General features: G+C 38.5%; 12 protein-coding genes. 10 read left to right on the top strand and 2 right to left on the bottom strand.

Annotated elements, in window-relative coordinates:
- Positions 1–6: 6 nt before the first annotated feature.
- Positions 7–1,092 carry a glycosyltransferase gene (locus ACP7AA_RS09070; protein ID WP_426223354.1) on the top strand — a complete coding sequence of 362 codons (1,086 nt, stop codon included), beginning with the start codon at positions 7–9 and terminating at the stop codon, positions 1,090–1,092.
- Positions 1,092–2,987 (top strand): asparagine synthase (glutamine-hydrolyzing), encoded by a 1,896-nt coding sequence (gene asnB / locus ACP7AA_RS09075; protein WP_426223355.1) that lies wholly within the window; start codon positions 1,092–1,094, stop codon positions 2,985–2,987. The genes ACP7AA_RS09070 and asnB (ACP7AA_RS09075) overlap by 1 nt, the downstream gene beginning before the upstream one ends.
- Here asnB (ACP7AA_RS09075) and ACP7AA_RS09080 read toward each other — a convergent pair.
- Positions 2,974–3,540 (bottom strand): IS630 family transposase, encoded by a 567-nt coding sequence (locus tag ACP7AA_RS09080; RefSeq protein ID WP_426223356.1) that lies wholly within the window; start codon positions 3,538–3,540, stop codon positions 2,974–2,976. The genes asnB (ACP7AA_RS09075) and ACP7AA_RS09080 overlap by 14 nt on opposite strands.
- Positions 3,467–3,817 (bottom strand): IS630 transposase-related protein, encoded by a 351-nt coding sequence (locus tag ACP7AA_RS09085; RefSeq protein ID WP_426223357.1) that lies wholly within the window; start codon positions 3,815–3,817, stop codon positions 3,467–3,469. Before ACP7AA_RS09085 ends, ACP7AA_RS09080 begins: the two co-directional genes overlap by 74 nt.
- 215 nt (positions 3,818–4,032) lie before the next feature.
- Here ACP7AA_RS09085 and ACP7AA_RS09090 point away from each other — a divergent pair, with 215 nt between their 5' ends.
- From ACP7AA_RS09090 to folD, 8 genes are all read left to right on the top strand, one after another.
- A complete protein-coding gene (locus ACP7AA_RS09090) occupies positions 4,033–5,265 on the top strand; it encodes a glycosyltransferase (protein WP_426223358.1) in 1,233 nt (410 codons plus the stop codon).
- Entirely contained in the window at positions 5,262–5,945 is a 684-nt protein-coding gene (locus ACP7AA_RS09095; protein ID WP_426223359.1) for a haloacid dehalogenase-like hydrolase, read from the top strand. Before ACP7AA_RS09090 ends, ACP7AA_RS09095 begins: the two co-directional genes overlap by 4 nt.
- Complete coding sequence (locus ACP7AA_RS09100) at positions 5,942–6,706, top strand: hypothetical protein (protein ID WP_426223360.1); 765 nt, start codon at positions 5,942–5,944, stop codon at positions 6,704–6,706. Before ACP7AA_RS09095 ends, ACP7AA_RS09100 begins: the two co-directional genes overlap by 4 nt.
- A 10-nt stretch (positions 6,707–6,716) precedes the next feature.
- On the top strand, positions 6,717–8,675 hold the full coding sequence (gene asnB / locus ACP7AA_RS09105) for an asparagine synthase (glutamine-hydrolyzing) (protein WP_426223361.1): 1,959 nt from the start codon (positions 6,717–6,719) through the stop codon (positions 8,673–8,675).
- Between the two features lie 434 nt (positions 8,676–9,109).
- Positions 9,110–10,108, top strand: coding sequence for a hypothetical protein (locus ACP7AA_RS09110; RefSeq protein WP_426223362.1), 999 nt, complete (start codon positions 9,110–9,112; stop codon positions 10,106–10,108).
- A gap of 200 nt (positions 10,109–10,308) precedes the next feature.
- Entirely contained in the window at positions 10,309–11,463 is a 1,155-nt protein-coding gene (locus ACP7AA_RS09115; RefSeq protein WP_426223363.1) for a glycosyltransferase family 4 protein, read from the top strand.
- A 187-nt stretch (positions 11,464–11,650) separates the two neighbouring features.
- Positions 11,651–12,340 carry a sugar transferase gene (locus ACP7AA_RS09120; RefSeq protein ID WP_426223364.1) on the top strand — a complete coding sequence of 230 codons (690 nt, stop codon included), beginning with the start codon at positions 11,651–11,653 and terminating at the stop codon, positions 12,338–12,340.
- Between the two features lie 347 nt (positions 12,341–12,687).
- Entirely contained in the window at positions 12,688–13,593 is a 906-nt protein-coding gene (folD, locus tag ACP7AA_RS09125) for a bifunctional methylenetetrahydrofolate dehydrogenase/methenyltetrahydrofolate cyclohydrolase FolD (RefSeq protein WP_201618884.1), read from the top strand.
- The last annotated feature ends 25 nt before the right edge of the window (positions 13,594–13,618 follow it).

Here is a 13,618-nt window from a genome sequence, read left to right on the forward strand (position 1 = left end):
ATAATAATGAAAAAAATTGCGTTTTTTTTACCAGACCTTCGGTGTGGCGGTGCAGAAAAGGTAGCCCTTTTACTAGCTAATGAATTTATACAACAAGGTTTTAATGTTGATATGGTTCTAAGCAAAGCTCAAGGAGAATTCTTACCAGAGCTAAACAGCCAAATTCGAATTGTAGACTTGAAAGCAGATCGCATACGTTATGTATTTAAGCCTTTATTAAGATATTTTAAAAGTGAAAAGCCAGAGGTTGTATTAGCATCAATGTGGCCTTTGACGTTATTAGCAGTTGTAGCATTTAAATCAGCGAAACTATCTGGTTCGGTTGTAGTCTCAGATCATACAACATTTTCTCAAGCTCCTTTGATGCAAAAAAGATCAATGCGCTGGTTTTTTAAATATAGTTTAAGCTTAGTCTATCCTTTTGCTGACGCGATAGTGGCAGTATCCGATGGTGTCGCTGACGATTTGTGTGACCTAGGTGGGCTAAAACGCAAAAGTATTACCGTTATATCTAATCCTGTAGAAATTAATACAAATATTTCTACAGAAAAGGAAGGCTATAGGAATTGGAAAAGTCACCGTGGTAAAAAAATAATCGCTGTTGGGGCTTTGAAAAAGGAAAAGAATTACCCATCGCTGCTAGAAGCATTTTCCCTTCTTATTAAAAAAGAAGATGCTTACCTAACTATATTAGGAAAGGGCGATTTATTAACTGAATTAAAAGCTTTAGCCGTAAAATTAGAGATAGCTGAACGAGTTAACTTTGCAGGCTTTAGTAGAAAACCTTCTGAATGGTTGGCCGCCTCTGACTTATTAGTTCTTTCATCTAACTGCGAAGGCTTTGGTAACGTATTGATTGAAGCAATGAGTGTTGGTACCCCAGTTGTTTCTACCGACTGTAAGTCAGGACCAAAAGAGATTCTTGAAAATGGAAAATATGGAATATTAGTACCAGTTGGTGATGTTAGCGCTTTAGCTAAAGCTATGTGTAAATCTATTAATGATAAACATGATAAAAATATTTTAAAGAGTCGTGCGGCTGATTTTTCAGTGGATAAAATTGCGAAACAATATATCGAGGCTTTTAAATAATGTGTGGATTATTAGGGGTTGTAGATTATAAAAAGAATATAAATACGAGCTTATTTAGGGAGATGTTAAATAGCTTGAAACACCGTGGCCCAGATGATGAGGGTTTAGAGGTTGTTTCTTTAGATTCGTGTTCTATATTTCTAGGTCATAGGAGGCTTTCAATAATAGACATCAGTTCTAATGGTCATCAGCCTATGTTCTACGAACACCTGGCTCTTGTATATAACGGAGAGGTTTACAATTTCAAGGAGATACGACAGGAACTAATACTAAATGGTTACTCATTCGACTCCAACACTGACACAGAAGTGATTTTAAAGTCCTATCATTTATGGGGAATACATTGCGTTGATAAGTTTAGAGGTATGTTTGCATTTGCAATTTACGACTCTGAAAAGCAAGAGATTATAATTTTCCGCGACCGTGTAGGTGTAAAACCTTTATATTATTCTTTAACAGATAATGCATTTATGTTTTCAAGTGAATTAAAACCTCTTATGAATTATCCTGATTTCAATAAAGATATAGATTTAGAAGCTGTATCTTCTTATCTTCAGTTTGGTTATATTCACGCTCCAAAAACCATACTTAAAAATACTCAAAAGCTTCTTCCTGGACATTATTTGAAATACGATATTGAATCAAAAAGTCTGATAAAAAATTGCTACTGGAATATTAATGATTTTTATGAGAATCAGGTTGCGACAGATAATGTTGTAGATGAGCTAGAATCTATTATAAAAGAGGCCTTTAACTTACGAATGATAGCAGATGTTCCGGTAGGTGTTTTTCTTAGTGGTGGAATAGACAGCTCTTTAGTAGCAGCTATTGTTCAAAAAGATAGCAAGATACCTATAAATACTTTTACTATTGGGTTTGAAGATAAAAGCTTCGATGAATCTAACTATGCTAAAGATATTGCAGGATATTTAGGTACGAATCATACCGAACTTATTTGTAAAAAAGAAGATGCCTTAGCTATTATAAAAAAATTGCCAAGTATATTTGATGAACCGTTTGCAGACAGCTCGGCTATACCAACTACCTTAGTATCTGAGCTTGCAAAGCAAAAAGTATCTGTAGTGCTGTCTGGTGATGGCGGTGATGAGTTGTTCTGCGGATATACAAGCTATGCGCTTATGGAGGAAAGATTTCGGACTTTATCTAAAATTCCATTCAAAAAAATGACAAACAAACTTTTAAACTTAATTCCTATTCCTATATTTATGCTGAATAGAGCCAATGAAAAATTATATAGAAAAATTATCAAGCTTAAAAATATGCTAGATCACGAAGATATAGTTAATAGCTTCAAGGTTTCAAATTCTATTTTCACAAAAGATGAGATTAAAAGATTAATAAAAGAAGAGTATTATTTTTCTGAAGAGACTGCTGCTGTCACATCGAACTTAGAAAAAATGATGATTTCAGATTTTAAAGGTTATCTACCCGATGATTTAATGGTTAAGGTGGATAGATCAACAATGAGTACCTCTTTGGAGGGCCGAGAGCCTTTTCTTGATCATAAAATAATCGAGTTTGCTGCTAGCATACCCATTTCGCACAAGAAGAATAAAAAGATACTAAAAGAGGTTTTAGCTCGATATATGCCAGAATGTCTATTTATTAGAGAAAAACAAGGTTTTGGTATACCAATAAATTCTTGGCTCCGTCAGGATCTTAAATATCTTTTAGATCAATACTTAAGTGAAGAGTTAATCAACGAGTATAACGTTTTTAATTATGACTATGTATCAAGGTTATTAGAATTGTTTTATGCAGAAAAAAACGATGATAGTAAGATATGGGTCTTGTTGATGTTTCAGATGTGGTTTTCAGAAAATATAGAGAGTCATATAGTCGATGAAGTCTTTAGTATAGTTAAGTCGTTATAAAATCGATACAGCCCATATCATGAAACAGTTTAGGTAGATTATTCTCCATCCACCCTTGGCGTAGAAACTTAGCCTGTGCCCACTTCTTCTCGATAGGGTTCAGATCAGGGCTGTACGGCGGTAGCCAAAGAATACGATGGCCATGTCTGTTGAGTAGCTTTTGAATACGTTTGCTTTTATGAAACCGAGCATTATCCATGACAATCACGCATTTAGTCTTGAGACTTGGAATAAGTGTGAACTTACACCAGTCATAAAATATATTGCTATTGATATTCTGCTCAACGTACTCAAGCGCAAACAGCATCTTTTTATAGAGAGCTCCGATGACATTCGTACGCTTCTTTGCTTGCCAGTTGTAGCTATCGATACAGGGTTTACCAATCGGTGCATAGCCATGAGAACGAATAGTTTCAGCCTCAAAGCCGCTTTCATCCATATAGACAATGGGGTAGCCTTGCTGAGTAAAGCAATCAAGCCTACTCTGGAATATCGCTCTTTTTATCGGACACGCTTTCGGGTGTTCCAAGGTCTTTTTTTTGACTGATACCAAGACGCTTTAAAGCATTAAAGATACCCGTTTTACTACAGTTCAAGCGACGAGCTCTTTCATAGTTATAATCATCTGGGTATCTTTTTACGTCTTCAATCAATGCGTCATCAGGTATTTTAGTCGGTGCTTTATTTCTGGTTGTTTTAGGCGCTAATTTCTTCTGCCAGCTGTGAATGGTGCTGGTGCTAAGTCCATAAAATAGCGCAGCTTCTCTTATGGTCATACCATCAGCTATGCTAGAAAGTACCTGTTTGCGATAGTCTATTGAATAAGTCATCGTTTATTTCATTAAATGCAATTGTTAATAGGATTGTATCGGTTTTATTTGGATTAGACTATAGATAAAGTTGTCGATCAATATTTAGACGTAGTTTTTTCTAAGACACTAAGCAGCTTTTGAAGCTACCAAGTTGTTTTACGGCATCGAGACGAGAGTGTTAGGTTGTTAATGTGGTCTAGCTTTACATATCTTTAAAATATTACGGAGTATCTATGAATAACTCAGTATTGTTTATCTCTTATGATGGTTTGCTAGATCCTTTAGGTGGTAGCCAAATACTACCGTATTTATATAGTATCCGTCAGCATCCTCGTCCTTTGCACATCTTAAGCTATGAAAAACCTGAACGTTTTAAGGCTGGTGGTGAGTTATTAAAAGCAGAGTTGGCCAGTTCTGGTATAGGATGGACACCTTTGTCTTTCACTACACGTTTCGGCAAGTTAGGCAAGCTTTGGGATTTGTCTCGCATGTATGAAGCTGCTTTATATTTGCAATTTAAACATCGTTTTGGCGTGATCCATTGTCGTAGCTACCAAGCCATGCAAGTTGGCGCATTACTGAGTAAGCTTACAGGAGTAAAGGTCTTGTTTGATATGCGTGGCCTCTGGGTTGACGAGAGAGTAGATGGCGATATTTGGAAGCTAGATAACAGTGTTGACGCTTCAATATTTAAGCTATACAAACATGTAGAGAGCAATCTTCTTTTGAGCGCCAGTCATATTGTGGCTCTCACAGAACGAGTGGTACCTGAACTGTATAAGTTATCACCGGATATGTCTGCTCCCATTTCAGTGATTCCTTGCTGTGCAGACTTTGAGCATTTTATGCCACCTACTGCTAAGCAAAGAATAGCCACTCGTAAGGAGCTAGGATTACCTGAAAATGCTTTTGTACTCTCATACCTAGGCTCTTTGGGGACTTGGTACATGTTAGACGAAATGCTACAACTATTCGCCCAAGCCGCTACTGAGCGAGAAGATGTACACTTTTTATTGATTACTAAGGATTGGCGAGCGGAACATGAGTCATTAATAAGTACTCTTGGCTTGTCACATTTGCGTACGCGGATACATGTACATGAAGCCAAACGTGACCAAGTGCCTTCTTACATAGGTTGCTCTGATTTAATGCTTAGTTTCATTAAGCCTGCTTATTCAAAAATAGCGAGTTCCCCTACTAAAATAGCCGAAGCGCTTGCGGTAGGTGTCCCCGTCGTTAGTAATGCTGGAATTGGTGATATAGATGATATGACTGTTCGGTTAAAAGCAGGTGCAGTTATAGATTTGGATCAGCCTGACAGCCTAACTGACATCGTATCCTCACTTGATAGTCTTAAGAAAATGGGAGGACACAATCTACGCGCGCGCGCTAAACCCGAATTAGATCTCCATGTGGCAGCATTAAGTTATAAAAAAATTTACGAGCAGCTGGAGCAGACACTATGACCAATAATTCAAATGCTACATTATTTATTACAGATGTTTGTGGCACATTGGTTTATGACGATACAACATTGGGTCTGCTCAAACAGCACTTTTCTCAGCAGCCTGAGCGGTGGTGGCGTTTGCCAATGCTTCGTGCTTTAACCGCACATCGTAGTCCGTTTCGATTAGGAATAGCAGTGATTGAGCGTCTCACTGGTAAACATGTTTTAAAACACCTACTTGTTAGAATGCTGAAAGACGATACGGTCAGCTCTCTTGAATTAAATGCAGAGGTTTATGCAAAATGGTTATTGGAAAATAGAAAAGTTCCCTCTGTATGGCAGGTTATTACACCTGCGATAAAAGACAAACACATAATATTGGCTTCTGCCAGTTTACAACCTATCGTTTCGGCATTGGCAAAGCAGTTGGGTGTAAGGTTTGTTGCTAGTGAGCTTGAGAGTAGTGACGGTGTTTTAACAGGCCGTTATAAACGTGACTTAACTGGATTAAAGTTACAAGCATTAAGTGATCTTATTGGTATCGACTTGAGTAGCAGATTTTATGATGCTATCAGTGACAATATAACAGATCAAGAGTTATTAAGTGGTGCAAAGAGAGCTTATGTGGTTCTGCATAAAGCGTCACATAAGGAGCGCTGGGCAGGATTAACCGCTACTTATATAAGGCTAAACCAATGAATATATTGTATATATTGCCATTTAGTTACTTCTATAATACTCGCCTGCGTAATGGAAGTTGGGTTTTTCATGCTTTATTTGAGTGGCTCAGTGCGGCAATACTTGTTATGGCTCTTGGTAGTGTCCCACCGTTTCAAGCTTTGATACAGGCTATCCTAGTATATTTTGCATTTATCAGTCTGTATGAGATCGGCTATCTTGTAAATGACTTATTCGCGGCACGAAAAGAGAAAGATGGTCGTCGACGCGGTCCTCAAAATGCACCTACGATGTGGGTTTTTACGTGGATTGCTTTTCGAATAATGGCTTTTATAGCATTAACCATTTTACTAGATATGCAAGAGGTATGGGCATGGTGGAGTTTCTTTTTAGCCTTGTCCATCGTCTTCGCTCTTCATAATATTTTTGTTGATCGTGAGTTCAAGGCGGCAACCTTTCTTTGGTTGGCTTGGTTTCGATTTATGGCACCCGTCATATTTGTGGTAGAAGATCGTTATAGGATGGGTATCGCCCTAGCAGCAAGTATCAGTTACGCGGCTTTCCGTCTTTTTGGTTACCTTGATAGTAAAGGGTTGCTAAAAATGCCGGGTCGTCAAAGAATTCGTTTTAGACTGGTATTTTTTTTAATGCCTTTGACTGGGGTTTTAGCATTAGCTCCTTACGATGAAGCTCGTGGTTTTGTTCTGCTTTGTGCTGTTTATTCTATTATCGCGTTAGCAGCTGCCGGTAGCAGTTGGTTACGTCACGGTCGTCTAGACTAAGGAGTATTTAATGTGTGGTATTGTTGGTTTCCGCCAAAACTCATCAAGTAATATAGACATGCGTGATGGTATCGCTCAGATGAATGATGCTCTCTATCATAGAGGTCCGGATGCTGGCGATAGTTGGTTGGATGAAACTATTGGCTTAGCGCTTGGTCATCGGCGTTTAGCCATTCTAGAGCTGTCGCCTGCAGGCGCACAGCCGATGCATTCTGTGTGTGGACGATATGTGGTTGTATTTAATGGTGAGATATATAACCATCTGCAACTACGGGATAAGCTTAATCAAGAAGGCTTCTTACTCGAATGGAAAGGTCATTCAGATACCGAGACTATGCTCGCTTGTTTCGTAGCTTGGGGTATAGAGAAAACACTACAAGCTATGATAGGTATGTTTGCCATTGCTCTATGGGATAAGCAAACAAAACTCCTGACTCTAGCTAAGGATAGGATGGGTGAAAAACCTCTATATTGGGGTTGGCAAGACGATAGTTTGTTCTTTAGTTCTGAATTAAAAGCTTTAAAAGCACACCCTATGTTCAAAGCAGACATTGATCGTGATGCAATCACTTTACTGTTGCGTCACAATTGCATCCCTGCTCCTTATAGTATTTATCAAGGCATTAAAAAGTTGCGACCTGGTTATTGGTTACAATTACCCTTAGCAGAATTGGAAACAGCTAAAATAGCGGTACCCAAGGCCTACTGGCGTTTTAATACGGTAGTTGAATCAGGGCTAGAAAATCCTTTTACGGGCAGTCCAGAGCAAGCGGTTGATATTTTAGAATCAGCTCTTGTGGAGAGTATTGGCAGTCAAATGCAATCAGACGTTCCACTTGGTGCTTTTTTGAGCGGTGGTATAGATAGCAGTACAGTAGTTGCACTAATGCAGGCGCAAAGCGAGCAGCCAATTAAGACTTTTACTATTGGTTTTGAGGATGAGGCATATAACGAGGCAACACATGCAAAAGCTGTGGCTAAGCACATTGGTACCGAACATACTGAGCTTTATATAACCCCTAAAGATGCTTTATCAGTGATACCGAAATTATCGTCTATATACTGTGAGCCATTTTCAGATAGCTCACAAATCCCGACCTTTTTAGTCAGTCAGTTAGCCAGTGAGCATGTGACGGTTGCCTTAAGTGGTGACGGGGGTGATGAGCTATTTGGAGGCTACAATCGCTACCTCATGGCTCAGCAAGTTTGGAATAAAAATCGTAAACTGCCTAGACCAATAAGAAGATTGGCGTCGACGACACTGGCTGCTTTCGCACCTAAGAGCTGGGATGCTATGTTCACAACGCTTAATCCTATTCTCCCTAAAAGATTACGGTTGAGTGCTCCTGGTGATAAGGCTCACAAGCTAGCAGGTGTACTAAATATTGATAGTGAACAGGATTTTTACCAGTCATTGACCAGTCATTGGCAGCAGCCTGAGACGTTAGTCATAGGTGCAAAAGAGCCTAGTACGTTGATAAGTGACATAAATTGTTGGCCGAAAACAGATAGCTTTCAACATGCGATGATGGCTATGGACGCACAGACTTATATGGCTGATGATATTTTGGTAAAGGTTGATCGCGCTGCTATGGCTAATAGCTTAGAGACGCGAGTGCCGATGCTCGATCATCGTATTGTTGAATTAGCCTGGAAAATGCCATTAGAGTACAAAATACGGAATGGGGAAGGTAAGTGGTTGCTGAAGCAGGTACTATTTCGTCATGTCCCTTGCCAATTGATTGAACGACCTAAAATGGGGTTTAGCCTACCTTTACACGATTGGTTACGAGGCTCATTACGGGATTGGGCTGAAGCATTATTAGATGAAAAGCTATTACTGCAGCAAGGTTATTTTTATCCCGCACCCATACGTATGATGTGGACAGAACACCTGAGTGGTAAATATAATCATCAAGATCAACTCTGGAATATATTAATGTTCCAAGCTTGGCTTGAGACCCAGTGATTTATATGGAATGATTTATATGAGCAGCAAAATTATGATTATATTTATTTTTTTGAATGTATACAATTATTAGACTACAATCAGCAAGACACCTTTTAAAACGTAGTCGTACAAAGCCAGTAGGTTAAATTAGAATTTAGAATAATACCCCAATATTATAATCACAACAGTCCCTTGATAGTAGCCAAAACAGACATGTAATTTTAATCTTTTATTAAAAATATAGAGACAAACTAATGTCAGACCTAAGTTGGATTTATACGTATGGATTTTTAGGTATCAGACTTTTTGAGTTACCCAGTCTGCTGATATGCTTGTTGCTAATTGTTACTGTCGGATACAAGTTTAAAGTTCCCTCCAATTATCAAGTAGTCCTTGCTTTACACTGTTTGCTTCCTTTTGTTCTAAATGACGTATTGTTTAGTACTTCATATATGGGTGATCAGTTTAGGTACTGGGAGGGCGTGAATGCGATAAGATCTGGAGAACTGGGTTTGATTGAAGCACTCACAGGTGGTGATAATGTCTTTCAAGCCAGTGCTATGCTTGCACTGTTACCATTTCCAGCCCCAGTTTCTCCTATTAGTTTAGGATTCTATAATACTTTTCTCTATATCGTTTTGTTCTTCGTTTTGTATGTCAAAAACATTTTTACAAAAGTATCAATATGGTTTTATCTGTTGTTTCCAAGCATGGCTCTATACACAGCGCTAAGCTTGCGGGAAACTCTCATTCTATTTTTTATGGTGCTCACTGTTGTCTATGCCCGTGAGTCTAAGATACTTAAAAGCATTTTATTTATTATTCCTTTATACCTAATTAAATTCCAGAACTTTTTTATTTTAGGTCCTATTGTTCTAATGTATTTTATTTTTAATGTGGCCAAAAAGGGTATGGGGTTAGCAAAAGCAGTAATTATAAGCCTGATTAGCCTAGCTGGATTGCTTCTTTCTGCTCCGATAGCGATCCCTCAAATTAATCATTTTAGGGCCGCTATGTTTGTAGAAGATGGAGGTAAAGCTGAAGAAATTATGCTTATTTCTGGCGCAGGCGAGTTTGTCGTTGAAGGTTTGACGTCGGGTATTTACTTTTTGTCTAAACCATTTATATGGGAAGCGAGCGGCGTTTTACCTTTGATTCAGTCATTTGAAAATTTATTTATACTTGCTATTTTGTTTCTGATAACACGTAAAGCTTGGATGAAAAGTCCTGATAAGCTCGCTTTTTGGTTGTTATTTATGGCTTTATCCATGTCTGTATATGGCTTAGTTGTATTCAACTATGGGACAGCTGTTCGTTATAGATATCCATTCGTTATGATATATGTACTGTTCGTATGTGCTGACTGCAAAATTCGCACGTTATTTCCCAATGAGAAACTTCCTAATAAAGACCTTCCAAATAAGAACCCACTTCCTAAAATCAATCAGTAAAAATTCTTAACCACCTCTCTCAAAGGTATAAATATAAATTATTTATGTCTTTCTATTGTAATTAGTATGAAAACTACCTATAGTATATTTATATATGTGAATATATAAATATACTTTGAGTCGAATTTTAGTTTGCAGTATTAATAATGATATTCATGGCTATTCTCTTTATACGATTTAAATAATTAAGCTGAAAAATTATGCCTAAGAGAAAAAGGTTTCTAATATTTTCTAACTATTTGCCTCATGTATTGAATTTTAGAGGCAAGCTTTTGGAGTGCATTGCTCAATTAGGATATGAGATACATGTCGTTTCTCCTGATTTAGAGAAATATGCTGCAGACCATAATGAGCTTATAGGTCGTGGATATCATGTTCATGAGATTACTATGCAAAGAACCGGAACTAACCCAGTTAAAGATATAAAGACCTTTTTTCATAGTTATCAGATATTAAATAAAATCAAACCAGAATATGTACTCTCTTACACTGTAAAGCCTGTGGTGTATGGAACATTAGCAGCATGGCTGACCAAAGTACCCTATCGTTTTGTGTTGATATCAGGATTAGGTTATACCTTTCAGCAAGTAGAAGAGACCAACAAGCGTAGCATTTTTCAAAAATTTGTACATGCGCTTTACCAACAAGCATTAGCAAAGTCTTCTAAGGTGTTTTTTCAGAATACAGATGACTTAAATTTATTAAAAAAACTGAATATAGTTCAGCCAATCATTCCAACAGTAGTGGTGAACGGCTCAGGGGTAGATTTAAATGATTTCAATGTATCTCCATTACCTAGGAATGAGTCAGGGGGCGTCAAGCCATCCTTTTTGTTGATTGCTAGACTGCTCAAAGATAAAGGAATAGTGGAATATGTTGAAGCATCCAAACAGATAAAGAGAGAATATTCTGATGCCGAATTTCATCTAGTAGGCTCAATAGATGAAAACCCAGCAGCCATTGAGCAAGCACAGTTAGATCAATGGATAGCAGATGGCGACATCATCTATTGGGGTCAGGTTAGGGATGTGCGTCCTGCCATAGCGGCCAGCTCAGTCTATGTATTGCCGTCTTATCGCGAGGGCACATCACGCTCTGTATTAGAGGCCATGTCAATGGGACGAGCTATTATTACGACGGATGCTCCAGGGTGTAGGGAGCCTGTGACCAATGGTATAAATGGTTATTTAGTTCCCGTCCAAGCCATTGATGAGTTAATAGATGCCATGCGTCAGTTTATAGAGCATCCCAATCTTTGTGAACAAATGGGGTTGGCCTCTAGAGGTATTGCGGTCGATAAGTATGACGTTAAAAAGGTAAACGCTCATATGATAGTCGAGATGGGTTTAGGTTAGATTCTTATATCGAAATATATCTCTTAATCATAGTTTTAGGAAATACATAGTCTAATTATTTTTATCTTGGAAGTTACTTTACCTTATATATTCGTTTGTAAGGATTTATATATTTAATATTTACTATATACAAAAAAAGCATTATGGGTTTGGTATATCGTCAACTGCTCTACATAGGAGGTTTAAAATGCTTAAGAGAGTATTCGACGTGAGTATTGCTCTAATGGCCTTAATCTTAATGTTGCCTATTTTTATATTGGTGGCATACAAAGTTAGGAAGAATTTTGGAGCACCTGTATTATTTCGTCAAGCTCGGTCTGGCCTTGATGGTAAAACATTTGAGATTATTAAATTTCGGACAATGAGCGATGATAAAGATTCTGAAGGCAATCTTTTGCCTGATGAGTATCGTCTTACAGATTTTGGTAAGCAACTTCGAGCGAGTAGCTTCGATGAATTACCCCAACTATGGAATGTGCTCAAAGGTGACATGAGTATAGTAGGCCCGCGTCCTCAGCTTATAGAGTATTTACCATTATATAGTGAAGAGCAGTTTAAGAGGCACTTAGTTAAACCAGGAATCACTGGTCATGCCCAAATCAATGGTCGTAATAGCATCAGTTGGGAAAAACGCTTTGAGCTTGATATTTGGTACGTTGATAATCAATCGATGTGGTTAGATATTCAAATATTATTCAAAACAGTGGGGCTGGTTATTAAAAAGCAAGGTATTTGTGCAGAGGGAGAAGCTACAATGAGTCGATTTACTGGTAATAAACAACGAAGGTATAAAGTTATAAACGCTAATGTTAGAAGAAGCCTGCTAAGATATCGACGTCTTAATAGGCATTTTTCAGAGCGTGATATCGATATTTAGTTTGGTATTAAAAAATAAGATGTATCAGTACTATGCTTTATTAGAAGAGTATTCAGTTATATAAATTACCTACCGCTTATAGAAGCGGTGGCTGCTTAATCAGTTTATAAAAATTATTGAATGCCTAAAGTTGGTCTATTAGGATTTAATAGCTCGACTTTTTTATGGCCATGTTATTAATTTTTAATAAGGCCTTTTAATAGGGTGCTAGGATTTTTTAGCCCAGACAGGTACAATATCAGTCTCAATTAACGGTCAAAAAGAATTGACCGGGCATAAGACAGGCATGCAAAAATACTGCAGGCGCTGTCTTTACTTTTTTTATCGCACCCTCTATTGGAGTTACTATGTCAATTGCGTCTATTACGTCAACTGCCCAAGGATCTGCTACCGTTTTGGACGGTAAAGCACTTGCTAAACAAATAGAACAGCAACTGAGTACGCGTGTAGACGCTATTAAAGCTAAGACAGGACGTACCCCAAGCTTGGCGACGATATTGGTCGGTGACGATCCTGCGTCTGCGACTTATGTGCGTATGAAGGGCAATGCTTGTAAGCGTGTCGGTATGGATTCTATACGGGTTGAAATGCCAAGTGCGACAACGACTGCAGAGCTGATGGCAAAAATAGACGAGCTTAATAGCAATCCAGACGTTCATGGTATTTTGCTGCAGCACCCAGTACCGGCTCATATCGATGAGCGTGCTTGCTTTGAGCAGATTGACTTGGCAAAAGACGTCGATGGTGTGACCTGTCTTGGCTTTGGTCGTATGGCGATGCAGCAGTCCGCTTATGGCTCATGCACCCCGCAAGGTATCATGCATTTACTAGAGCATCATAATATTGAGCTGTCAGGTAAAGAAGCCGTGGTTGTAGGCCGTAGTGCCATTTTAGGTAAGCCAATGGCAATGATGCTGTTAAATGCCAACTGTACCGTAACGATTTGCCATTCAAGAACGCAAGATTTAGAATCGCATATTAAGCGTGCTGATATCGTGGTTGGGGCAGTAGGCGTACCTGAGCTGATCAAAGCCGATTGGATTAAAGCCGGGGCTGTAGTCATCGATGCAGGTTTCCATCCGACTGATAATGGCGGCGTTGGTGATATCGAATTGCAAGGCGTAGAAAATATCGCTAGTGCTTATACACCAGTTCCAGGTGGCGTTGGCCCTATGACGATTAATACGCTTATTCGCCAAACCGTTGATGCGGCTGAAAAATCTGCTGGTTTAGACAACAGTGCAGTTAGCTAATGAAGCCGCTGTCAGAGCAAGAACC

The organism is Psychrobacter sp. DWR1-2-3 (assembly GCF_049896465.1).
Lineage (GTDB): Bacteria > Pseudomonadota > Gammaproteobacteria > Pseudomonadales > Moraxellaceae > Psychrobacter > Psychrobacter maritimus.